Annotated in this window: 19 protein-coding genes; 10 read left to right on the top strand and 9 right to left on the bottom strand. The window is 65.1% G+C overall.

Annotated elements, in window-relative coordinates:
* The 7 genes from Q0J54_RS04465 to Q0J54_RS04435 form a co-directional block, all read right to left on the bottom strand.
* The coding region (locus Q0J54_RS04465; RefSeq protein WP_296304225.1) for a helix-turn-helix domain-containing protein at positions 1 to 397 on the bottom strand (397 nt) is incomplete at its 3' end.
* Between the two features lie 142 nt (positions 398 to 539).
* Positions 540 to 1,490, bottom strand: coding sequence for a helix-turn-helix domain-containing protein (locus Q0J54_RS04460; RefSeq protein WP_296304224.1), 951 nt, complete (start codon positions 1,488 to 1,490; stop codon positions 540 to 542).
* Between the two features lie 19 nt (positions 1,491 to 1,509).
* Positions 1,510 to 2,439: a SurA N-terminal domain-containing protein gene (locus Q0J54_RS04455; protein ID WP_296304226.1), complete on the bottom strand. Its 930-nt coding sequence runs from the start codon at positions 2,437 to 2,439 to the stop codon at positions 1,510 to 1,512.
* Positions 2,440 to 2,546: 107 nt separating this feature from the next.
* Positions 2,547 to 3,728 (bottom strand): hypothetical protein, encoded by a 1,182-nt coding sequence (locus Q0J54_RS04450; protein WP_296304223.1) that lies wholly within the window; start codon positions 3,726 to 3,728, stop codon positions 2,547 to 2,549.
* A gap of 388 nt (positions 3,729 to 4,116) precedes the next feature.
* Positions 4,117 to 7,563, bottom strand: a complete 3,447-nt coding sequence (gene mfd / locus Q0J54_RS04445) for a transcription-repair coupling factor (protein WP_296304222.1) — start codon at positions 7,561 to 7,563, stop codon at positions 4,117 to 4,119.
* Between the two features lie 296 nt (positions 7,564 to 7,859).
* The gene (locus Q0J54_RS04440) at positions 7,860 to 8,183 is read right to left on the bottom strand and encodes an IscA/HesB family protein (RefSeq protein WP_296304221.1); all 324 of its coding nucleotides are present in this window, start codon (positions 8,181 to 8,183) and stop codon (positions 7,860 to 7,862) included.
* Between the two features lie 18 nt (positions 8,184 to 8,201).
* The gene (locus tag Q0J54_RS04435; RefSeq protein WP_296304220.1) at positions 8,202 to 8,525 is read right to left on the bottom strand and encodes an IscA/HesB family protein; all 324 of its coding nucleotides are present in this window, start codon (positions 8,523 to 8,525) and stop codon (positions 8,202 to 8,204) included.
* Positions 8,526 to 8,770: 245 nt separating this feature from the next.
* On the opposite strand from Q0J54_RS04435, the gene pyrR reads away from it, so the two are divergent.
* The 8 genes from pyrR (at position 8,771) to Q0J54_RS04395 (ending at position 15,519) form a co-directional block, all read left to right on the top strand.
* Positions 8,771 to 9,319, top strand: a complete 549-nt coding sequence (pyrR, locus tag Q0J54_RS04430; RefSeq protein WP_296304219.1) for a bifunctional pyr operon transcriptional regulator/uracil phosphoribosyltransferase PyrR — start codon at positions 8,771 to 8,773, stop codon at positions 9,317 to 9,319.
* Between the two features lie 194 nt (positions 9,320 to 9,513).
* Entirely contained in the window at positions 9,514 to 9,933 is a 420-nt protein-coding gene (locus tag Q0J54_RS04425) for a hypothetical protein (protein ID WP_296304218.1), read from the top strand.
* A gap of 2 nt (positions 9,934 to 9,935) precedes the next feature.
* Positions 9,936 to 11,141, top strand: coding sequence for a glutathionylspermidine synthase family protein (locus Q0J54_RS04420; RefSeq protein WP_296304217.1), 1,206 nt, complete (start codon positions 9,936 to 9,938; stop codon positions 11,139 to 11,141).
* Positions 11,142 to 11,490: 349 nt separating this feature from the next.
* Positions 11,491 to 12,585, top strand: coding sequence for a YedE family putative selenium transporter (gene yedE / locus Q0J54_RS04415; protein WP_296304216.1), 1,095 nt, complete (start codon positions 11,491 to 11,493; stop codon positions 12,583 to 12,585).
* Entirely contained in the window at positions 12,585 to 12,797 is a 213-nt protein-coding gene (locus tag Q0J54_RS04410) for a sulfurtransferase TusA family protein (protein WP_296304214.1), read from the top strand. The genes yedE and Q0J54_RS04410 overlap by 1 nt, the downstream gene beginning before the upstream one ends.
* A 65-nt stretch (positions 12,798 to 12,862) precedes the next feature.
* The gene (locus Q0J54_RS04405) at positions 12,863 to 13,441 is read left to right on the top strand and encodes a DUF3343 domain-containing protein (RefSeq protein WP_296304213.1); all 579 of its coding nucleotides are present in this window, start codon (positions 12,863 to 12,865) and stop codon (positions 13,439 to 13,441) included.
* A complete protein-coding gene (locus Q0J54_RS04400; protein ID WP_296304212.1) occupies positions 13,429 to 14,316 on the top strand; it encodes a sugar kinase in 888 nt (295 codons plus the stop codon). Before Q0J54_RS04405 ends, Q0J54_RS04400 begins: the two co-directional genes overlap by 13 nt.
* Before the next feature lie 570 nt (positions 14,317 to 14,886).
* On the top strand, positions 14,887 to 15,519 hold the full coding sequence (locus Q0J54_RS04395; protein WP_296304211.1) for a hypothetical protein: 633 nt from the start codon (positions 14,887 to 14,889) through the stop codon (positions 15,517 to 15,519).
* Here Q0J54_RS04395 and Q0J54_RS04390 read toward each other — a convergent pair.
* A complete protein-coding gene (locus Q0J54_RS04390) occupies positions 15,404 to 15,781 on the bottom strand; it encodes a helix-turn-helix transcriptional regulator (protein ID WP_296304210.1) in 378 nt (125 codons plus the stop codon). The genes Q0J54_RS04395 and Q0J54_RS04390 overlap by 116 nt on opposite strands.
* Positions 15,782 to 16,029: 248 nt before the next feature.
* Between Q0J54_RS04390 and Q0J54_RS04385 the strand changes: the two genes are divergently transcribed.
* Entirely contained in the window at positions 16,030 to 18,786 is a 2,757-nt protein-coding gene (locus Q0J54_RS04385; protein WP_296304208.1) for an autotransporter domain-containing protein, read from the top strand.
* Positions 18,787 to 18,985: 199 nt separating this feature from the next.
* Here the strand turns inward: Q0J54_RS04385 and Q0J54_RS04380 are convergent, their stop codons facing one another.
* Positions 18,986 to 20,560: a lysylphosphatidylglycerol synthase domain-containing protein gene (locus tag Q0J54_RS04380; RefSeq protein WP_296304207.1), complete on the bottom strand. Its 1,575-nt coding sequence runs from the start codon at positions 20,558 to 20,560 to the stop codon at positions 18,986 to 18,988.
* Positions 20,561 to 20,961: 401 nt separating this feature from the next.
* Here Q0J54_RS04380 and greA point away from each other — a divergent pair, with 401 nt between their 5' ends.
* Complete coding sequence (gene greA, locus Q0J54_RS04375) at positions 20,962 to 21,456, top strand: transcription elongation factor GreA (RefSeq protein WP_296304205.1); 495 nt, start codon at positions 20,962 to 20,964, stop codon at positions 21,454 to 21,456.
* Positions 21,457 to 21,569 lie beyond the last annotated feature (113 nt).

Here is a 21,569-nt window from a genome sequence, read left to right as displayed (position 1 = left end):
TGAGCGGCCTTCCCTTCTCGTATTGTCGGGAATCCTTGCTGATCCAGCGATACATGCTTTTGAAGGAAATGTGCCGTGCCGGATCTTCGGGAAAGTCCTGTCGCAGGCGGCCCGCAATTTGCTCCGGGGACCAGTCATTCCTCAATCCCTCCCGCACAGAGGCGGTAAGAAAAGCCGTCCGCTTTCCCGCGTTCTTATCGTTTGAGGCACGCCAGTCGGCCCGCCTTTGAGCGGCCTGTGCATCATATCTGCCGTTTTTCTTGGCGTTTCGCCGGACTTCCCTTGAAATGGCCGCTGGGCTGTAGCCGAGAAGCCCGGCAATGCTCCTGAGGGATTTTTCCCCCAGAAGCCGCTCTATGATTTCTCTGTGAGTTTTGGTAAGGTGTTTTTGCCCCATGACAGTTCCTCGTTGTTGAGGTGTTTGTTCACAAAACAACTGTCATGGGGCTTTCTTTTTTTGGCAGGCCCTCTGTTACCTTTCAATTGACAATCTGCCCAAAAAGCGCCCCTCCTCCCCCGCATAAACATCCCTCCCCCCACTACTCCTGAGGAGGGAAAACGAGATTGCGCACCTGGCCGGACGTGCCGGCGGGCGGCATTTCCTTGCCGTCGTAGCGGATGCGGACGCCGCCGGCGTTGCCGAGCTTGAGTTCGAGGCGGGTGCTGAAGGTCAGGGCGAAGGTATCGCCCTTGTTGAGTGAGAACTGGCGGACGTCCGTCTTGTCGGCGCTGGAGTGTATCCAGCATTCTTCGGTGGCGATGATGATGACCTTGTGCTGTCCGGGCTGTACATCATTGCCGCCGTCGGCCGTTTCCTTCTTTTCAGGCGCAGCGGCTGTCGTGGTGGGCGCGGAAGGGGTCGGGGCGGCCGCTTGCGCCTGTGCGGCCGGGGCCGGCGTGGCGGCCGGCGCTTCCATCCGTGCGGCGGGCACGGGCGTTGAGGGGGCCGACGCGGCGGATGTCGGGGCGGCGGCTTGCGGCGTTTCGTCCGTCTTCTTTTTCTCGCCGGCGGCCGGAGGCGGCGTCCTGACTTCTTCCGGCAGGCCGGAGGGTTTTGCCACCTGGGGGGTATCGGAGCGTGTGCCGCTCAGCATATCCATTCCTTTCTGGGCAAGACCGCTGCTCCAGAGGAAGTAGCCGCCTCCCATGAGGACAAGCAGCACCACGATCAGGGAAAACGCCCTGCCGATGGCGGCCCCGTGGCTTTCTTCGGCGGGGGTATACACGGCCTGGGAGGCCACGATGTTTTCCTGGGGCGCGAGGCAGTGCAGCACTTCTTCTATCTCGGTCTGCGAGAACCCGAGAAAGCTCGCGTAGGAGCGGATAAAGCCGCGTGTATAGGCGACATGCGGCAGGGATGCCAAGTCCGCCTCTTCCAGGGCCCGCAGTTGTCGTGCGCCGATCTTGAGGGTATTGGCCACATCTTCGATGCCGAGGCCGCGCCGCTCGCGTTCCGCTTTGAGGGCCGCGCCCAGTTCTTCCAGATTCATGTTCGCTCCCCTCCGCCGGTCACAGCCTGATGTCGATGACGGCGCGGCTGCGCAGCTGACCGATGTAGTCTTCAAAGCGTTCCATGGCCTTGGGCTGCCGGAGGATGGCGTCGATCTGAGGGGTAGCCTCTTCCAGCGTCAGCGGCTTGTCCGGGCCGGTGACCCCGGGGCGAAACAGCATGACTTGCGCCTTGATGTTCTTCTGGATGACGAAGGGCGGCGTGACGTCGCCGGGCCGCATGCCGTTCAGGCGCTCCGACCATTCGGGATTGAGTTTGTCCCACTCCACCGGGCCCATATCGCCGCCCTTGTCCTTGTTGGGGCCCACGGAATACTTGCGGACCGCCTCGGCGAAGCTCAGCTTGCCGGACTTGATCTGCGCGGCGATGCTGCCGGCATTGGTATTGGGATGGTAGACGATCAGCCCCATATGCAGGCCGTCGCGCAGGAAGAGTTCATCCTTGTGCTTGTTGTAGTACGCCTTGATCTCCTCCGGCGTCACCACCACCTTGCGGCCGACCTGCATGCCCATGATCTTTTGCCGCATGATGTTGCTTTTGAAGGTCTCGCGCAGCTCGGCGAGGGTAAGGCCCTGCCGCTTGAGCTGGGCTTCGAACTGGTCGCGGGTCAGGCGGCGTTCCTTCATGATATTGATGAGTTCCTGATCCACCTCGCTGTCCGAGACCGTCACTTCGAGGCGTTTGGCTTCCTGCTCCACCAGCATGTTGATGATGAGGTTGTCCAGTGCCTTGCGCAGCACCTCATTGACCTGCTTGCTCTGCTTGGGATCATTGGGATTGAGCCGGGCGCGCGCCAGATCCGGCAGGGCGGCCTTCTGCAGATCGAGCATGGTGATGATCTTGCCGTTGACCACGGCCGCAACGGTATTGAGCTGGGCAGCATGAGCGCCGGTCGCCATGACCAGCAGGCACAACAGAAACAGAAGCATTTTTTTCACGACGGTTCTCCCACACAGTATAGGCTGAATCTTCTGCCAATAGCCGCAATCCGCCCAAAAGGCAATGGGCTGGTCTCTTTTTCCAGCGGGCAGCCGGATCAGGGGGTCGGCTCCCGTTTTTCCGCCGTTTTTTCAGAGGGCTGTCCGCCTGTCGCTGGCGCGGCAGACGCATCGGGCCGCTCAGAAGCCTCGGGGGCGGCCGGCGTGGCGGTCTTTTCCTGCGGGGCGGGGGCGCTTTCGGCCGCCGTCCCTTTCGTGCTCGCCTCCCGCTCACGGGACCGGCGCGCCATATCTTCCAGTACCGGGCGCAGGGCCGCCGCCACGCGTATATCGGCATGCGCCAGCCGCCGTTCGAGCCAGGCGGCAAAGGCGGCCCGCAGTTTCTGTTCGCGCAAGGCCGCCTCGATGAACGGATAGACGGCGGCGGCCGGCTGCAGGCCGCCCTTGTGCCGGATCACCACGCCGAAGGCGCGAAAGCTGCCGTCCACCTCACGGATATTGCCGCATTTGCCTTCCGCGATGGCGGCCACTTCCTTGCGTTCCGGCAGCGGCAGTTCGGCTTCCTCCATATCCAGGCACTGCACGCGCAGCCCGTCGGGCACGTTGTCGCGCCCTGTGGGGAAGCGGCGGCAGTACGCCTCCATCCGGGGCTTGTCTTCACCGGAAAGGAAACAGAGCATCATGTGATCCGGCACGCGAAAACGGTCGGCATGGGCGGCGTGATAGGCGCGCACCTCTTCCACGCTGATGCGGATGGACGGCAGGAGCACCTGACGTTCAAAGGCCTGCATGGTCAGATGCACCCGCAGCAGACGCCGCCAGACGTCATAATCGAGGGCTTCCCGTTCCAGATAGGCGTTGAGGTCTTCCCCCTCGTAATCTTCCCGGATGATCTGCTCCTCGCGGCGGACGCTCTCCTCGCTCACGGACTGTCCTCGTTCGGCCAGTTCCTCCTCGGCCAGACAGGCGATGATGAGCGTACCCAGGGCTTCGCCATACTGATTTTTGACGATGTCCGGCGCTCCGGCTTCCAGGGGGCCCATATCCACGGAACGACTGTCCATGAGGGCCTGTACGAGCTGCAGGGTGATGGTCCTGCCGTTGACGCTGGCCACGGCCCCGTCCGGCAAGCTGCCTTCCATGCAGGAGGCCGTCAGCAGGCAGCTCACAAGCAGCAGCCAGCGCAGGATCGCCGGCGGACGCTGCCGGCCGCCGCGGGAAACGGGGGAAGGATGGCGTTGCGGCATGGCTTCCTCTCTGCGGCGAGTATCTGTCAGCATAAGTTTTTCCATAGAGTTCCCGGGGACGCGCACGACAGACCACGCCTGCGCACGATGCTCTTTGCTGGACGCCTGCCGCCTGCCCCGCCCCCTTCCGAGAAAAGCGCGCCGGGGAAGGAATGGGGCTTTGGGGGAAGGGTGACGCGAACGCCTTTTCTCGCTTCACTTCGCGAAAGGACTGAGCCCTCCCGCACCGCGGCGACCGAATGGCGGCCGCAGAGACCGTGCCCGTTGGGCGACGCAGGAACCTTACGGGCATCGACGGCAGCGCGCGACCGAATGGCGGCCCGCAGGGCCGTGCCCGTCAGACGACGCAGGAGCCTTACGGGCATCGACAGCAGCGCGCGGGGTCTCCCTTATCCCCAATAACCAGCAGGATCAACATGCTCTAACGGGGCAGACGGGCGGTCTCAAGCCTGCTGCGGATGGCGCTCAGTCCCTCGCCCACGCTCATGCCCTGCGGCAGGGGGCAGAAGAGCCCGGCCGGGGGCAGCAGGCGCGCGCCGGGCGTCTCGGCGGCGAGGGCCACCAGTTTTTCCGGGGAGACGGCATCCTGCCCGTCGGCCCAGACGAGCTTGACATGATCCTGCGTGATGTCGGCCCGCTGCACCTGCACTTCGCCGAGGAACTGCTTGAAGTCCAGCACGGCCAGAAAATTCTCCAGTTCCACGGGGAAGGCGCCGAAACGATCGCGCAGCGAGAGCGCCACTTCTTCGCGGGCCGCCCCGCCCACGGCGGAGGAAAGCGCCTTGTAGCAGCGCAGCCGCTCGCGACCGTCCGCAATATAGCTTTGCGGGATATGGGCAGGCAAGCCGATGTTGAGCTCTGTTTCCGCCACGATGGCCGCGGGCGTGCCCTTGAGGCGGGAGACGGCCTCCTCCAGCATCTCCAGATAGAGATCGAGGCCCACACGGCTCATGTGACCGGACTGCACCTCGCCCAGGATGTTGCCCGCGCCGCGCAGGCGCAGATCTTCCATAGCCACCTGGAAGCCCGCGCCCAGATAGTCCATATCCATGATGATGCGCAGGCGTTCTTCGGCCACGTCGGACAGGCGTTCGGCATCCGGCACGACGAAGAAGGCGTAGGCCTGCCGGTCGCTGCGGCCCACGCGGCCGCGCAGCTGGTAGAGCTGGCCGAGCCCGAACATCTGCGCCTGATCCACCACCAGCGTATTGGCACGGGGGAAGTCGAGACCGGACTCCACGATGGAGGTGCAGACCAGCACATCCAGCTCGCCGTGCCAGAACTTGTGCATGTTCTCTTCCAGCTCCACCTCGCCCATCTGGCCATGCGCCATGCCCACACGGGCCTGGGGCACGAGGCTCCGCACATAGTCGGCCACGCGCGGCAGGCCCTGCACCCGGTTGTAGACCCAGAATACCTGCCCCTCCCGGGCGATCTCCCGCTCCAGCACCTGCCTCAGGACGTTCTCGTCCCGCCGCAGAACGGCCGTGGCCACGGGCTTGCGCTCCTGCGGCGCGGTCTCGATGACCGAGAGATCCCGGATGCCGGACATGGACAATTGCAGGGTGCGGGGGATGGGCGTGGCCGTGAGGGTCAGCACGTCCACGTTTTTTTTGAGCGCCTTGAGCTTTTCCTTGTGACGCACGCCGAAACGCTGCTCCTCATCCAGAATGAGCAAGGCCAGATGCGGCAGGCTGACGTCCGCCGACAGCAGCCGGTGCGTGCCGATGAGGATGTCTATTTGCCCTGCCGCGGCCGCGGCCAGCGTTTCCTTTTGCCGGGCGCGCGGCACGAAACGGCTCAGCAGCCCCACATTGACCGGGAAGCCGGCCAGACGCGCCCGGAAAGTCTGGAAATGCTGTTCGGCCAGTACGGTCGTCGGGCAGAGCAGCGCCACCTGACGCCCTTCGGAGGCCGCGCGAAAGGCGGCCCGCAGGGCCACTTCCGTCTTTCCGAAGCCCACATCCCCGCAGACGAGACGGTCCATGGGTTCGGGCTTGTCCATATCGTCCAGCACATCCTGGATGGCGCGGGCCTGATCGGGCGTCTCCTCAAAGCCGAAGGTGGCCTCGAACTCGCGGTAGAGCTCGCCCGGCGGGTCATAGCGAAAGCCCTTGGCCACCTTGCGATAAGCGTACATCTCCACGAGATCGGCGGCGATCTTCTCAATGGCCTTGCGGGCCTTTTCCCGCCCGCTGGCCCAGGAGGGACCGCCCAGCCTGTCCAGCGCGGGCTCCGCGCCGTCGCCGCCCTTGAAGCGCTGCACAAGGCCCAGACGGTCCACCGGCACATAGAGGCGGTCGTTGCCGGAGTATTCCAGCAACAGGAAATCATTGCCCGTGCCGCTGTGGTCGATATGCTCCAGCCCGGCGAAGCGGCCGATGCCGTAATCCCTGTGCACCAGCAGCGCGCCGGGCTTCAGGTCGTCGAAGCTGTCCATGCCCCGGAAGGCGCGGGAGGCCACGCGCGGCGTCTTTTCCGCCCGGGGGTAGAGGATGTCCTCGCCGAGCAGCAGACTGTCGTCCCAGGCAAGCTCCACGCCGCCGCGAAAGCCCGAAACGAGCGCAAACAGCCCGTGCTGTTCCGGGGCATAGCGCAGGGCCGGCACGATGCCGTCCTGTTCGGCCAGCTTCAGGAACTTGTTGCGGCTGCGCCCGGAGGCAAAGCTCAGGATGACCTGCCGCTTTTCGGCCTGCCACTGCCGCAGGCCCGTGGCAAGCTGCTGCCACGGTCTGTCCGCCGCGCCGGGCAGGGGGAAGAGGTCGGCAAAGCCGTGCAGACGGCGTTCCGGCAGGGCCGCGCCCTGCTCTTCGATCCCCATGACCAGCGGTTCGGCAAAGATGGCGACCCTGTCCTGCCACGGGGCCTTTTGCGGGTCGGGACGCAGGCAGAGCGACGCCGGCTGGGCCAGATCGCCGCCCTCCTCTTCCAGCAGCCGGTGCAGGCGCAGCGCGCCCTCGCGAAGGGCATCCTCGGCGTCCGCCCTGCCGGGCAGGAGCCAGAGCGCGTCCGCGGGCAGCCAGTCTTCCAGCAACGAGGCATCGTCATGCAGCAGCCCGGGGAACAGGCCGACCCCGCCGCCGTGCAGCGCCTTCTTGAGGCAGTAATGCTGGTTTTCGCTCAGCCGCCCCTGGGCGAACAGGCCGTCCAGGCGCTCTTTCCAGCGCAGCATATCGGCCGGGGCGCAGGCGAAGGGCAGCGCCGGCAGCAGACTGAATTCCTCCAGATTCTGGAGCGAGCGCTGGCTTTCCGGGTCAAAGAGGCGGATCTCCTCGATGACGTCGCCGAAAAATTCCAGCCGCAGCGGCCGGGCATAACCGGGAGGGAAGATGTCCAGGATGTCCCCGCGCCGGGCCATGTCGCCGGGGCGGTTGACCAGCGGCACGCGCTCATATCCCCACTCCACGGCCTGCTCCAGCAGGAGCTCCGGGGGAAAGTCCTGCCCGCGCGCAAGATCAAGGCCGGTCTGTGCGAAAAAATCTCGTGGCGGATGCCGCAGCAGCAGACTTTCCGGCCCGGCCACCACGCAATGCGGCCCCGCGCCCGCCAGCCCGCGAAAGGCGGCCATGCCCGCGGCCCAGACGTCCCTCCCCTGCCGTATGCCCGCCGTATCCGGCAGCGCAAGACAGGGGGAGGCCCATGCCGGCCGGGTGAGCGGGGGATCATCCACGGAGAGTTCGGGGATGAAGAGCGATACGAGCGCACGGGCATTGTGCAGCTCGTCACGGTCACGCACGAGCAGGCAGGCGCTGCGTCCCGCCGCCAGCGCTTCGGCCGCCAGACGGCAGCGCGTGGCCAGTCCGCTGCGTTCCAGACGCCATTCCCCTGCCGGGGCCTCAAGATAGGGAAGGAGTTTTTCCGCGGTCATGTAAAGATGCTACCCGGGCCCTCGGGCCTGTATGTGTCCCTGACGGCCCTGCCGGGAAAGCGCCCGCCGCCGGAAAGACGGGGCGACATCTCCGCAGGCATGAATGACGGCGGAAACGGAAAAGACCGTCTCCGCCGCCCGTATGTTCACGAGTTCCGCCCTTGGGGGGCAAGAATATGCCCGGCGTGAACTCCTCTCACTGCGACGAAAGCGAAAAATGCCGGAACCGGACTCGGGTCCCGCCTTCCGGCGTCACGGCCGCCGCATGGGCTTCCTGCCGTGGGCAGGGCCGGTCATCAGTGCGTTCCGCAGGACGTGCAGGACCCGCAACCTCCCGAATCGCCGGCAGATGCCGGCGGCACTTCGGGATCAAGGGTGAAGCCCATGTAGCTTATGCCGATGCTCACGCCCTTGACCTGATCCAGCAGTTCCTTGTCGATGCAGAAGCGGAAACCGGCTTCCTCGATGACGTCGTCAGAATCGAGAGGCTCGTCCAGAGCCAGCGCAAGGCGCGGGCCGCTTCAGCCTCCCGGGGCCAGAAAGATGCGGATGGTCTTCTTTTCCTTCCCGTCAAAGTACGCTTCAAGCTCTTTGCGGGCGTCTTCGGATACGGTCAGCATATATGCTCCCTCAGTATGTTAATGTGAGCCGCAGCCGCCGCAGCAACCGCCGCAGGCGCTGCCGCCCGTGTTGGGCAGAGGATTCTTGGGGGTCAGCTCGAAGCCCAGCGGCGAGGCATCGATGGTGATGGCCTCCACCTGATCCAGCAGATCCTTACGGATGCAGAAACTGAAGCCCCCGGCTTCCATCGACTGATCGTCATCGCCGGGCGCATCCAGCGCCAGCGCCAGCCGCGGCCCGGAGCATCCGCCCGGGGCAAGGTACACGCGAATGGGTTCGCGGTCACGGTCGGCAAAAAAGGCTTCCAGTTCCCTGATGGCCTGTTCGGTCAACGTGAGCATGGCTCCTCCGATGATGTTTTTTGGGGTTGTTGAGAAGTAAGTCCAGTCCGGGCCCTTGTCAATGCGGCCCTGCCGCCGTCTTTTCAAGTCCGGGAAAAAAGGCTAGAACCCCTTGCAGCGCGGCGGACGATGCGCCGCCGCGCCGGACGCGTCCCGCCCAAGCGGCCGCGCCTCCGCATGCCCGGGACGGCAGGTCGGGCCCGCGTTGCCGCAGCCGTCCCTTCCCCTTTTTTTGAGGAGGCCCCATGAATGCCCATGTCATCCTGAACAGGGAAGAGATCTCCCGCATCCTCGACCGGCTGGCCAGCCAGATCTACGAGCGGCACGGCCGGTGCGAAAGCCTCCAGCTCGTGGGCATCCAGCGCCGCGGGGTGGATCTGGCCCGCCGCCTGGCCGACCTGCTTTCCCGCCGGGTGGGACATCCGCTGCCCCTGGGCTCCCTGGACATCAATCTCTATCGTGACGACTGGACGAGCCTGGAAGGCAAACCGCAGATCGGCCAGTCCAGCATCCCCGCCCCCGTGAACGCGGCGAACATCCTTCTCGTAGACGACGTGCTCTTTACCGGGCGCACCATCCGGGCCGCGCTGGAGGCGCTCCAGGATTACGGCCGGCCGCGCAGCGTGGAACTGCTCGTGCTGGTGGACCGCGGCCACCGCGAACTGCCCATTGAGGCCACCTATGTGGGCCGCAGCGTGGCCACGCGCCGCGAGGAGCGTATCGACGTGCTCCTTGAGGAACGGGACGGACTGGACGAGGTGCGCCTCTCCCGGGCAGATGAGGCCGGGGCATAGAGCGTCTTGCCTTTAAAAACAGCCGGACGCGAGGCGGCACAGCGCCGCCCGCCCCAAAGTGAGCGGAAAAACCGCGTTTTTTCCGGGAAGGACGGGGCGTTTGGAAACGCGCAGCGTTTCAAAAGGAAAATGCCCCAGGCCGCCCTCCCGGCGTCCTCCACACTGTTGTTTTTCGTCGATACGAAGGAAAGGACATGACCGTATATCTCAGCCGGACAAGCCCGGCGGACATGGCCACAGCATGCGACAATCCGCACATGGGCGGCACGATGCTCACCCCCTGGCCCGAAGACCCCGGACAGCAGGGATCCGGTGCGGACGGCTCCGCCGCGAAAAGAGGCAAGTTTCCCAAACTCTTCGGCTGCCTTGCCGTTCTGGCGCTGGCCTCGCTTGGCTGGGCGGGCTGGAAGGCGCTTTCCGCCAAGCAGGCGCGGGAGGAGGCGGAACTGGCAAAAGCAGCGGAATACTCCAGCGATGAAAACAGCAGCGGCGGGTCTTCCAGCTTCTTGCCGTTCTTCTTCGGCTCGTCGAAAGGCGCGGTCTCGTCCGGTGCGCAGCGGGCCAACATCACGGCGCGCGGCGGCAGCTTCAGCGGCATGAGCTCGGGAAGCTGAGCATGGATCTGTTCCGTTTTCCTCCGTTCCCGGACAGTCTGTACGACGCCCTCGGCTACCCGAAGGAGGGAAAGTGTTCGGACATCCTCATCATCTCACAGGAGGAGGCCGACGCCTATTACGCGGCGGCTGAGCGCTGCTTTCGGGACGTGGACAGCGCGGCGGAATACTTCATCGCCTCACGGCGTCTGGACGAACTGGGCATACCGGATTATGCCGTGCCGGTCATCGAGCGCACTTACCGCGAGTACATCCGGCATCCGCACATGCTGGGCCGCTTCGACTTTGCGGGCGGGCTTGCCGGTCTGCCCATCAAGCTGCTGGAATTCAACGCCGATACGCCCTTCTCCATCTTTGAGGTCTCCTCCCTGCAGTACGCGCTTGCGAGATACCACGAGCTTGACCCGGACCATTTCCAGTACAACAGCCTGTTCGAGCAGTTGCGGGATTTCTTTGCCGAACTGCTCCCCGCCCATGCCGGACGGGGCGTCCTGTTCACCAACGCCGCCGACGGCGAGGATGATCTGAACACCTTCATCATCAAGGACGCCGCGAAACACGCCGGGCTGACGGGGACCTGCCTGCACTGGACGGACGTCTGCATCGACAGGGATCACGGCCTGTGCTCCGTGGACAAAAGCGGCGCCTATATCGACAAGATATTTCATCTTATGATCAAGATGGTCCCCTGGGATCTGCTCTTTCTTGAGGACGAGCGGATGGCTCGCGAGCTTTTGCGCAGCATGGAGCGGGATCCCGGCCTTGTGGTCTGCAATCCCCCGTACGCGGCCGTTTATCAGAGCAAGGCCCTGCTGGCCCATGTGCAGCGCCTTTTTCCCGAAAATCCCCACTTTCTGCCCGCCGCCAGCTCCCCCCTGCCGGATGTGGCCCAGGTGGCCAAACCCATCTGGGGCCGCGAGGGCCGCAACATCACCATCTGGGAAAATGGCCAGGCGGTCACCCGCACCGACGGCTTTTATGCCCGACAGCCCCTCATCTATCAGCAAAAGGCGGAACTGGTCTGCGACGGCACGCACTACTATCAGGCGGGCGTGTTCATTTCCGCCGAAGTCCCCTGCGGGCTGGGCTTCCGTCGCGGCCCCAGCCCGATCATCACCACCGACGACGCCATGATCGGACATATCGTCGATCACGGCGACATCCGTACCCGCCCGACGCTGCGCCCCTATCTCCTCTCCTTGCCATGAAGCCCGCCGGGGCCGCACCGTCACACGGACACGTCGGGCGGACGCTTTTTTCCATCGCCCTGCCTTGACCTTTTCCACGGGCTTGCCTAAGCTTTTTCAGCCGCTCTTCCACCGAGAGAGGAAGGGCGGACATTCTCGGAGGAAGCAGCGCCATGCCGTCGTATCGCAACTGACGTCTATCCGGTCGCTCCACGGTGTGGAGCGCCTGCGGACGGAAGCGTCGGCCGGCGGCTGCAAAGAGGCTCCCTCCTTCCCGCTCCTGACCGGTTTTCCGTCCCTGCCGTCGCGGTTGCGACCCGCGCGCCACGTCCCGCGCTGCCTTGTGTCATCCGCATCACAAGGAGGTTTCATGAAAACCGGTTCCAACTTCTTTTCCACCACGGCGGGCGTGGTCTGCACCGGGCTCGTGCTGGGCGCGCTGGCCATCCTGCTGCAACGCATGGGCAATCCCGGCAATATGGGCATCTGCGTCGCCTGCTTCAATCGCGACATCGCCGGAGCCATCGGCCTGCACCGCGCGGCCATCGTCCAGTATCTGCGGCCTGAGATCCTCGGCATGGTGCTGGGGGCGCTCTGCGCCTCCCTGCTCTTTGGCGAGTACCGGGCGCGCGGCGGCTCCTCGCCCATCATCCGCCTGCTGCTGGGCATGGTGGCGGCCATCGGCGCGCTGGTCTTTCTGGGCTGCCCCTGGCGCGTCATCATGCGGCTCGCCGGCGGGGACGCCAACGCCCTCTTCGGGCTGGCCGGCCTGATCGTCGGCGTGGGCATCGGCACGCTCTTCTTCCGGCAGGGCTTCTCGCTGGGCCGCAGCCAGAGTCAGGGCAAGGTGAGCGGGCTCATCCTGCCCGGCATCATGCTGGCCCTGCTGGTCCTGCTCCTGCTCAATCCGCAGGTGGAGGGGCAGGACAAGAGCGGCGTGCTCTTCTATTCCCTCAAGGGCCCCGGCGCGGCGCACGCGCCCGTGCTGCTCTCGCTGGTGGCGGGCCTTGTGGTGGGCGTGCTCGCCCAGCGCAGCCGCTTCTGTACCATGGGGGCCATCCGTGACGTGCTCCTGTTCAAGCAATGGCATCTGGCCCTGGGCGTGCTGGCCATGCTGGCCTGCGCCCTCGTGCTCAATGTCGCGCTGGGCGGCTTTCATCCCGGCATGGAAGGCCAGCCCATCGCCCACACCGAGAGCCTCTGGAACTTCCTCGGCATGGTCACCGCCGGGCTGGCCTTTGCCCTGGCCGGCGGCTGCCCCGGCCGCCAGCTCTTCATGGCCGGCGAGGGCGACAATGACGCCGCGGTCTTTGTGGTCGGGCTCATCCTCGGCGCGGCCGTGGCCCACAACTTCGGGTTCGCTTCCAGCGCCACGGGCATCGGCCCCCACGGCATGCTGGGCGCGCTGGGCGGACTGGCCGTCTGCCTGATCATCGGATTCTTCAACTGCAAGCGAGGCGCCTGATGGCTGAACTCATCGATGCGCGCGGCCTTTCCTGCCCGCAACCTGTCCTCCTCTTCCTCACCGCCGCCAAAAAGATGCCCGACGGCAGCTTCACCGTGCTGGTGGACAACGAGGCCAGCCGCGAGAACGTCAGCCGCGCCGCCCGCAACGGCGGCTTTGCGGTGGACGTCACCGAAGACGGGCCGGATTTCCGGCTCGACATCCACAAGTAACCCTTGACCGTGCGGCGGACGGACGACCTGCCCGCCCGCCGCACGACAAAAAGACGACCACCGCCATGCCGACCCTGCTGCAACGCCTCTCCTCCCTGCTGCGGCCCGCCGCCTCCCGCGACGCGCGTCCGTCCGCCGCACCCGCCGCCACGGCCCTGCTGGTCTTCGACCAGACGGGCGACGTCATCCGGGCCGAACGCCGCCTGCGCGACGCCGGCTTCACCGTGGAGGTCAAGGGCCCGCCCCCGCAATTGCAGACCGGCTGCGACATGGTCATCGCCTTTCCGCTCCTGCGGCAGGCGGCCGTCCTGGAATGCCTGCGGCAGGGAGGACAGGAGCCGCGTCAGGTGGCCGTGGTCACGGATGAGCTGCTGGAGCCCGTCTCGCTCTGTCAGGTGAAGCGGCTGGATCGCTGGCTCATGGTGCGGGCGGCCAATATGAAGATCACCGTGGACACGCGGGACGGCCGCATCGTCAACATTTCCGGCGGCGGCTGCCCGGACGTGCCGTGGCTGGCGCACAAGCTGTGCGGCTGCAAGCTGGAGACGGCCGTCGAGCCGCTGCGCCTGGGCCAGACGCTGTGCTGCTACAGCCTGCAGAAAGCCTTTGAAGAAGCCCGGAGGCAGCTCGCATGTGGTGCATAGCGGGCAGCGTGCCGGACGCGGACTTTTCCCTGGCCCCGCCCGACGGCCCCCTGCGGCTGGACGGCGCGACCCTTCGCCTGCCGGACGGTCACGGCGTGACCGTGGAACGCGGCACCGCCGCGCTGGCCGCCACGGCCCTGCTGGCCTGCGAAGCCCTCGGCACGGACGTCCCTCGCGCCCTGCTGGCCGGGGATGTCGGTACGGGCGACGGCAGCCGCCGCCTCTATGCCTGGCTGTGCGACAACGCCGCCCGCCTCGCGCCGCGGGGTCTGACCTTCCATTACCTTTTCCCGGACGCGGACTGGCACAACCGTGTGCTGCTGGCCCTTCAGGCCCTGCCGCGGCCGCCGCTCATGCTGGCCGACGCGGGCTTCATGTACGCCGCCAAAATGAGCGGCTATGCCGACGCCTACGACCTCTTCACGCCCGATGTGGGCGAGCTGGCCTTCCTCGCGGACGAGAAGGCCCCGCACCCCTTCTATACGCGCGGCTTCCTGCTGGCCGAGGACCACAACATCCCTCCCCTGCTCGCGCGCGTGCTGGCGCACGGCAACAGCCCGCGCCATCTGCTCATCAAGGGCGCGGCGGACCACATCGTCTGTGAGGGCGAGGTGCGTGCCGTCATCGACAGCCCCTCCGTCCCGGCTATGGAATGTATCGGCGGCACGGGCGACATCGTGACCGGCCTCGTCACCGCCTTCGCCGCGGCGGGCTGGCCCCTCTGCGCCGCCTGTCAGGCCGCCTCCCGCAGCGCACGCCGCCTTGCCGTCCTCTGCGAGCCCCGGCCCGACACGCCGGTGGCCGATCTCATCCGCCGCCTGCCCGAAGCCCTGACGCCTGACTGGCTGCGGGAACTGGACGCCTGTCGCGGCTGACACGCCCGGCGCGTTTTTTAGGGCCTGTTAACACAAATTTTACAAATAATTTCAATATATAAAACAAATAAGCTGTACACGCTCCGCTTGCTTTTGGGGGCGGGGTTGCCACGTGTTCCTGCCTCTTCTCCGGTAAAAGCGCGCTGGGGAAGGGATGGGGGGCTTGGGGGGAAGGGAAACCCGCTCCCGCGCTGGCGGCGACCGAAAGGCGGCCCGGGAGGGCCCAGTCTTTTCGCTGCGAAGCGAAAAAGGCGTTCCCGTCATTCTTCCCCCACGCCCCCCACATCCCGTCCCCAGCGCGCTTTTCCCGAGGGAATGGCAGGAGAACGAGGCGATTCGCCACCCAAAGCAAACAGGACGTATGCGCTGAGTCCACGTCATATCTCTCCCAGCACGCTCCGGCCACGCTGGGCGCAGCCATCCCGCCCGCACGAAAAAAATTTTTTTCGCCTGCTATTTCACTATCTTGCGAGAATATTCAATTTTCATACAGAAATATCCAGCCCCTGTTGACGGCGGAGCCTTTTTGCTTGAAAGACTGGAATATGGTCATGTTTTCGGAGGTCTTTCATGCGCGAAACGCTTGCTTCCCTTCTGCTGTGTCTGCCGGAGGACATCCAGCGCGAAGCCGTTCTGGAATATCTTCGCCGGCTGTGCCATGACGGCGACAGCAGCCGCCTGCCGGCTGTGCTGCGGCATATCCGGCGGCTCGACGGCTTTTTTCCGCTCAAACTGGATGCCGTCCGGCTTTTTCTGCTCCATCAGCTCCGGCAGGGAAAAAGCGGCAGGGCCGTGGCCGTCTACCGTTGCCTTGCCGCGCTGGAGGCCCGCAACGATCCGCGCGGGGGCGGCCGGGCGGGCGCGCTCTGGCACATGGGCCGCTCCCTGCTGCCCCAGGCGGCTACGCCGGTGCGACGCCTGTGGTGCTCCCTGCCCTGCCGTGAGCTTTCGCCGCACGCCCAGTACCTGTATGCGCGTGCCGGCGCCCTGCTGCTGGAGGCGCTCTGCCGCAATGCCGACGGCGACGGGGCTGGCGAGGTGCTGCACCGTCTGCGCGCGCTGCGCCATCCCGCCTGCCATGACATCCTCACCGCCGCCGAGGCGAGGTTTCGGAAGGACTTTCCCCTGTTGGCGGAGCCTCTCGCTGGTCCCGCGCTTGCCCCCGGCCCGGCTCGGCCGGAGCGTCCTGCGCCTCCCGCGTGACCGCCTCCGCCCCGTCATCCAGAAGGCGCAGCCGTTCCGCCTCGACCATGTCCACCAGACGCCCCGGCGGCAGACCCAGGGCCTGCGCCAGCAAAAAAACGGCGTTGAGGGTCGGGCGGTATTTTTGCTGCTCCAGCTGGAGCAGATACACGCGGTCGATGCTGGTCAGGGCAGCCAGCCTGCGCTTGCTCAGCCCGGCATCCTCCCGCAGGCGGGTCAGCACGCGGGCCGTGGCTTCAGTCAGTTTCGGATGATCGTCCATCTTGGAATGATACCAAGAGACGTTGACCCGCCGCTAATGTTGGTATACTCAACAAAATATAACCAAGCTGTAATCGCGAAGTGAACGCCGCTCCTTGCGGCACACGCATGTGCGGGAACGCACGGAATGATCATAAGGAAGCGGACTGTCGTCGTGCAGACCGTCGGATGCCCGGCACGCTGCAAAAAAGCGCCGACCAGCCGGACATTCACCCACCAAACAGATAACCATGTACAAAGGAGAGGATCATGCACATGTCGCAAGGTTCACTGGGGATGCTTATAAAACGCTACCGCGCCATCCTCAAAAAATGCCATATGCTCAATGTGCTGGGCGGCACGCTCCTGGCCGGTGCGCTGGCGCTGGGCATGCCGGCGGGAGCGCAGGCGGAGACCGAACTTGCTGATGCCGCGGCCTGGAATACCTGGCTCCAGACCGGTCAGACCGTGAACGGCGCTACCAATGTGAAAGTCCAAAGCTCGGAGACCCTGACTATGGACGTCAGCGACTTCGTGACCACCGCGCCGTCCGCCGGCCAGGTGAAGATGGAGGACTACGGGAGGATATCCATCAACGGCACATTCGTGCTTGAGGGGAATACCCTCAACCTTGGAACGACCCAATTTGCCGAGGGCAATCCGAGCGGGATGGAAGCGACGCTCAAAGCCAGTGCCATGGAACTGCGCTCGCCGACCAACAACTTCCTGCTGTCGACGGGCAAACTGTACCTGACGGGGGATGCCTCCGCCGGCAACCGGGATCTTAAGATAGGCGACGGCACGGGGACGCTGACCCTCAACGGCGGTTCGCTGCGCCTGGGGAATTCGGACCCCTCCCCCCTCGTCGTGGGGGGTACCGTGCAGGGCAGCGTCGTTGTGGGAGCGGCCGGACCGACCATAAACAGCGAAATGAAGGTCGCGTCCGGCGACTGGAACGTCACTGGCGACGTTTCCGTGGAAGAGAGCGGGCTCCTGCAGGTGACAGGAGATATGACGGAAAAAATGGAGCCTCTTTTTTCCAGCCTGACCATCGAGGGAACGCTCCAGGATAACGGCGGCCAGATCCTTGTGGGATCGAACGCGCAGGGCGGGGAAGGAAAAATCACTGTGAATGGCGGGCTTACCGGCAATGCACAGACAGACATCAAAGTGGGTTCCAGCAACGGCGCTACGTCCTTCACGGCGGCCAACATCCAAATGAACGGGGGCAAGATCGCCTTTGATCCGCCGTTCATCGCGGCGGGCGATACCTCCAACGCCGCCTTGGGCGGCCTGAGCTTTGCCGCCGATACGGTGGACGGCCTGCTCACCGCCGGCCGCAACAGCATGGTCTCGCTGGGCAGCACGGATGCCGAATGGCTCCGCAGCGAGGTGATCCGCTATCAAAATGACGGCAAGGGGAGCTGGGGGCAAGACATCACCGCCGCCCTGGCCATCCGCACGCCCCAGACGCTGGCCGCCACAGGCGGCATCAATGTGGACGGCACATGGGTGCATGGAGGCGCTCCCGCCACAGCCAACAGCGCGACCTTTGCCGACAGCTCACTGCTGGTCGTCGATGCCGCGGGCGTCGGCAGCGGCACGGCCCTTTCAGGGGAAGCGGGCGGCACAAGCACGTTGAACGTGGCCTCCGGGGCAAAACTGCATATCGTGGGCGGTCAGGGCGGCCAGACGGTGAACGTCACCGCCAATTTCGGCACGGCCAGCAAGGATCCCGCCGGCTGGACGGATGCCAACCTCACTACCAGCACGGCCCTGCTTTCCGCCACGGGCGGCGACTTTGATACGGCAACCGGCGCCTACAGCGTGACGCTCACATCCAACGCGGCAGCAAGCGCCTTTCCCGCACTGTCCGGCGAAATGGCGACGCTGGTGGATCGCATGGCCCTTACCCCCGGCGTGGACGTGCAGTCGTCACAGGGGGGCGTGCGTTTCCTTTCCCGCGCGCTGAGCGACACCCATATCGGCACAACCAACAGCGCTCTTGCGGCGTCCACCATCGAGGGGGCGGCACGCATGGCGGTCATCGGCGGTGTGCCGCAGCTGACCTGGGCCGCGCATAACGCGGCTGGCACGGCTGTGAGCCAGCGTACCAGTCTGGCGGCCCCGCACGGAGGCCTCCAGAGCATGGGGGAAGATGGCAAAGCCGTCGATAATGGCAAGACCGGCTTCGCCATGTGGATCATGCCCCTGTACCAGAGCTGGAACGGCTTCGGGCTGGAAGGCGGCAACTTCGACATGGATATGAGCGGCGGTCTGGGCGGCGTGGCCATCGGCGCTGACTATACCTTTGCCGAGGCCATCCGCGCGGGCATCACCTTCAACATCGGCGGCGGTTATGCCGAGGGTTCCGGCGACTTCAACAAGACCACCAACAACATGAACTTCTGGGGTATCGGAGCCTATGTGGGCTGGACTCCCAATGCCTTCAGCCTTACGGCCGATCTCCACTACACCTCCACCTTCAATGATGTGGAACAGGAACTGCCCTCCGGTATGCAGATGGGCGATCTCAAAAGCGACATCAACGCCTATGCCCTCAGCGCGGGCCTGCGCGGCGAGTACAAGCTGGAGACCAGCGTGCTGGACATCATCCCCCATGTGGGTGTGCGCTATACCAGCCTGAACACCTATGACTACGACGTGAAGAGCGGCGGTACGATTCTGGAGGGCGATGCCCTGCACCAGAACATCTGGACATTCCCCGTGGGCGTCGCCTTTTCCAAGGATATCGAGACGGGCAACGGCTGGCGCTTCACCCCCAGTCTCGATCTGGCGGTCATCCCGGCGGCCGGTGACATCAAGGCCCGCGGCGATGTTCGTTTCACGGGCGTCGACCGTACGGCCGAGGTGGAAACCCAGACGCTGGATTACATCACCTATATGGGACAGGCCGGGATCGAATTCGGCAATGACGCGCTGAGCTTCGGCGTGAACTACAACCTTCAGGCCGGGGCGCACACCACGGCCCACGGGGTGTTCGGCACCTTCCGTTACGAGTTCTAGCCAACAAGCCCCGCTTGCCAGACTGACCGCGTGTGCCCGCATATGACAGTATGCGGGCACACTTTTCACGGGATGTCCGCACCCGTCCGCCGCAGCGCGACAGGGTATTGGCAGTCCCCACCTTCCCGGCGACAAAACGACGGCCCCCAGCATCAGCCGGGGGCCGTCCGTATCTTTCTTCTCGCTTTCGCGCCGCTCGTTACGCGTCGCCCGTCGCCTGCGCCTTTTGTTCGCGCCTGCGCTTGTGGCGGCGCAGGCTCACGCGCCACAGCCAGCCCACGATGACCAGCACGGCGATGCCGGCAAAGCCGAGCAGCACATGCGGCGCGTTGAAGCCCTGATCGAAGCCCCAGTGTTCCGCCCGTTCCCAGTGGGGCGCGTAGATGAACCAGCCCAGGGCGAAATTGATCACCAGCACCCCGAAGGCGGCTCCCAGCCAGTACAGGGGGACGGGTTCCTCCCAGAAGAAGGAGGAGCGGTAGAAGCGCCGCCGCCCCAGCACCACGGCCAGCAGCACCACGGCGCTCATAAGGGCGCAGCCCCAGGAAAAGGCGTTGAGCAGCGCCCCGATGATGCCCAGCGACAGCGCGCTCGCCGCCAGAAGGTAGGCCCGCCGCTGCCGCCGCTCCAGCCCGTAGGAAACGAAGAGCAGCGCCGCGCCGGAAAGCGCGCAGACGAAGTGCCCGGCCCCCATGAGCACGCGCGGCAGGATCTCGCTCATGCGGGCCAGGGCCGCCGCACGGATGGGCAATGTCGTGGAAATGAGCAGGAATACGCCCGCCGCGAAGGTCAGGTAGGCGGAAACGGAATGGGAGACGACCGACAGCCAGCGCCCCGCCTCGCGCAGCATGTTACGGCTCTGGCGGGCCTCGTAGACGGCCAGCAGCACCGCGGCCGCCAGCAGGGGCAGGATGTAGTAGATGAGGCGGAACAGCAGCACCGCCGCAAAGACGGCCTGCTCGCGCGGCGTATGGGTCAGATGGATGATGACCAGTTCGAAGACGCCCACCCCGCCGGGAATGTGCGTCAGCACCACCGCCACCTGCGCCATGAGGTAGCCGGGCAGAAATTCGATGAAGCTTATGCCCAGATCATGCGGCAGCAGCACATACATGCAGGAAGCGGCGGCGATGAGATCCACCCCGGCCACGACCATCTGGGCCACGGCGATGCGCGGCGCGGGGAAAACGAATTCCTTGCCGAAGATGTGCACGGGCTTACGCACGCGGAAGCAGAGCACGAGATAGACCACCGCCACGAACAACAGCAGCACGCCAAGGATGCGGATGTCCTTGATGGGCATTTTCGTCAGCAGCTCGTCGGGGATGACGGGCGGAGCCACGAGAAAGATGAGGCCGCTCAGGCCCAGTGCCCCCACCCAGAAGGTGACGGCCAGCATGAGCACCAGCCGCACGATCTCGGAAAAGGAGAAGCCCCACGCCGAGTAGAAGCGATACCGTACCGTCGTGCCCCCCAGCAGGGCCCCGAAATTGTAGCTGACCGACTGCCCCACCAGTGAGACGAGCCCCACACGCGGCAGCGGCAGGCTCTTGTGGATGGCCTTGAGCGCCAGCCAGTCGTAGCCCACGAGGATAAGATAATTGATGGCGGTCAGAAAGATGGACAGACCGATGCTGAAAAAGGAAACCTGCTCGATGCTCTGCCGGATCTCTTCCAGGCTGTACGCCTTGAGCTTCTGATACAGGAGGTAGATGGCCAGCAAAAACAGACAGCTGATCAGCACAGGGCCAAGATAGCGCAAATATTTTTTCATGGCGGCTCGATCGGAACAGATTGTTTTTATTGCTTCAGGCGTAGCCCATTTTCCCATATTTCGCAAGCAAGGCCGGTCATCTGCCGTCATCTCCGCTCCGCCCGCCGGATGCGGCGGCCGGCGGGGCGTGGGCGGTCGCCAGCCGTGGAGGCTTGACCGCCACCGCCGGAAAGCGTATGGTCATTCCACCAGTAGAGTTGTCCCCATGCCATGCTCATGCCGTGGAGGACACTTTTTTTCTGACTGTGCCAAAGCCGCCAAGGTGGTTTCGGGCACTTCTTTTTTGAGCCGTTGCCATCCGGCCCCCGGTAACCACATGGCAGCCCCGCGCTGCCCTCGCTGCCCGCACGCCGGCGGCAGCGGTCATGCTCACCGCGCTGTGCGCGCAAGGGAGAAACATTATGGCTGTCACCACCATCCCCATCACGACACAGGGCTACAAGAAGCTGGAGGACGAGCTGGCCCGCCTCAAGAGCGAACGCCCGCAGATCATCCAGGCCATCAAGGAAGCCCGGGAAGAAGGCGACCTGCGGGAAAATGCCGGCTATGACGCCGCCCGGGAGCGGCAGGGCATGGCAGAGGCCCGCATCAAATACATCGAGTCCCGCCTTGCGCTCTACCAGGTCATCGATCTTGACAAGCTGAGCGGCGACAAGGTCATTTTCGGCGCGACCGTCGAAGTGGAAGACGTGGATACCGAGGAGAGCCGCACCTACACCATCCTCGGCCCGGACGAAGCCGATCCCGCCAAGGGTTCCATCTCCTTCCTCTCGCCCGTGGGCCAGGCCCTGCTGGGCAAGGAAGTGGGCGACGAAGTCAGCGTGGACATCCCGCGCGGACGCGTCACCTATGAGATCGTGGACATCTCCTTCCGCGGCTCCGCCGTGCTGGGCTAGACGGCATCGCGGACGCTCCGTCCCGCCTTTGGCCCGGCCGCGGGCGGCGGGGCGCTGCTCCCGTCCCCGGCGGACACGGTCCTGTTTTTGTCGCGACGGCCGTAGCGGCTGGC

The organism is uncultured Desulfovibrio sp. (genome assembly GCF_944324935.1).
Lineage (GTDB): Bacteria > Desulfobacterota > Desulfovibrionia > Desulfovibrionales > Desulfovibrionaceae > Desulfovibrio.
Note: the sequence above shows the minus strand (reverse complement) of the source record. Positions and strands in the feature narration are given on the sequence as shown.

Coding starts and splice junctions, on each gene's coding strand:
- pyrR (WP_296304219.1), top strand. CDS start 8,771: ATGAATGCCCATGTCATCCTGAACAGGGAAGAGATCTCCCGCATCCTC.
- yedE (WP_296304216.1), top strand. CDS start 11,491: ATGAAAACCGGTTCCAACTTCTTTTCCACCACGGCGGGCGTGGTCTGC.
- Q0J54_RS04395 (WP_296304211.1), top strand. CDS start 14,887: ATGCGCGAAACGCTTGCTTCCCTTCTGCTGTGTCTGCCGGAGGACATC.
- Q0J54_RS04410 (WP_296304214.1), top strand. CDS start 12,585: ATGGCTGAACTCATCGATGCGCGCGGCCTTTCCTGCCCGCAACCTGTC.
- Q0J54_RS04390 (WP_296304210.1), bottom strand. CDS start 15,781: ATGGACGATCATCCGAAACTGACTGAAGCCACGGCCCGCGTGCTGACC.
- Q0J54_RS04385 (WP_296304208.1), top strand. CDS start 16,030: ATGCACATGTCGCAAGGTTCACTGGGGATGCTTATAAAACGCTACCGC.
- Q0J54_RS04380 (WP_296304207.1), bottom strand. CDS start 20,560: ATGAAAAAATATTTGCGCTATCTTGGCCCTGTGCTGATCAGCTGTCTG.
- Q0J54_RS04435 (WP_296304220.1), bottom strand. CDS start 8,525: ATGCTCACGTTGACCGAACAGGCCATCAGGGAACTGGAAGCCTTTTTT.
- Q0J54_RS04425 (WP_296304218.1), top strand. CDS start 9,514: ATGACCGTATATCTCAGCCGGACAAGCCCGGCGGACATGGCCACAGCA.
- Q0J54_RS04420 (WP_296304217.1), top strand. CDS start 9,936: ATGGATCTGTTCCGTTTTCCTCCGTTCCCGGACAGTCTGTACGACGCC.
- Q0J54_RS04450 (WP_296304223.1), bottom strand. CDS start 3,728: ATGCTGACAGATACTCGCCGCAGAGAGGAAGCCATGCCGCAACGCCAT.
- greA (WP_296304205.1), top strand. CDS start 20,962: ATGGCTGTCACCACCATCCCCATCACGACACAGGGCTACAAGAAGCTG.
- Q0J54_RS04455 (WP_296304226.1), bottom strand. CDS start 2,439: ATGCTTCTGTTTCTGTTGTGCCTGCTGGTCATGGCGACCGGCGCTCAT.
- Q0J54_RS04460 (WP_296304224.1), bottom strand. CDS start 1,490: ATGAATCTGGAAGAACTGGGCGCGGCCCTCAAAGCGGAACGCGAGCGG.
- Q0J54_RS04405 (WP_296304213.1), top strand. CDS start 12,863: ATGCCGACCCTGCTGCAACGCCTCTCCTCCCTGCTGCGGCCCGCCGCC.
- Q0J54_RS04400 (WP_296304212.1), top strand. CDS start 13,429: ATGTGGTGCATAGCGGGCAGCGTGCCGGACGCGGACTTTTCCCTGGCC.
- mfd (WP_296304222.1), bottom strand. CDS start 7,563: ATGACCGCGGAAAAACTCCTTCCCTATCTTGAGGCCCCGGCAGGGGAA.